The sequence below is a fragment of the Sodalis-like endosymbiont of Proechinophthirus fluctus genome, from assembly GCF_001602625.1.
GTDB lineage: Bacteria > Pseudomonadota > Gammaproteobacteria > Enterobacterales > Enterobacteriaceae.
In genome coordinates, this window is sequence record NZ_LECR01000001.1 from 27,249 (window position 1) to 27,552 (window position 304).

Below are 304 nucleotides of genomic sequence, written 5' to 3' on the forward strand. Positions count from 1 at the left end.
GCGATGCTGAGCGCGGACTTTTTACGTGCCACCGAGCGGGTAAGCCAACGTTTCCCTAGGCTTGAGATTGTTGTGCCGTTGGTGAATCCTGCCCAGCGTGCGCAGTTTGAGCACATCAAGGCGGAGGTAGCGCCGGCGTTGTCAGTTAGGATTTTGGATAATCAAGCACGTCAGGCGATGATTGCCGCTGATGCCGCCCTGTTGGCTTCCGGCACCGCTTCGCTTGAGTGTATGCTGGCGAAATGCCCTATGGTAGTGGGTTACCGCATGAAGCCAATGACGTTCGCTCTAGCGTGGCGGCTAG

1 pseudogene is annotated in these 304 nt (G+C 57.2%); it reads left to right on the forward strand.

From position 1 onward, the window contains the following. Positions 1 to 304 (forward strand): annotated as a pseudogene (gene lpxB, locus BG74_RS15230) (lipid-A-disaccharide synthase); the annotation flags it as partial.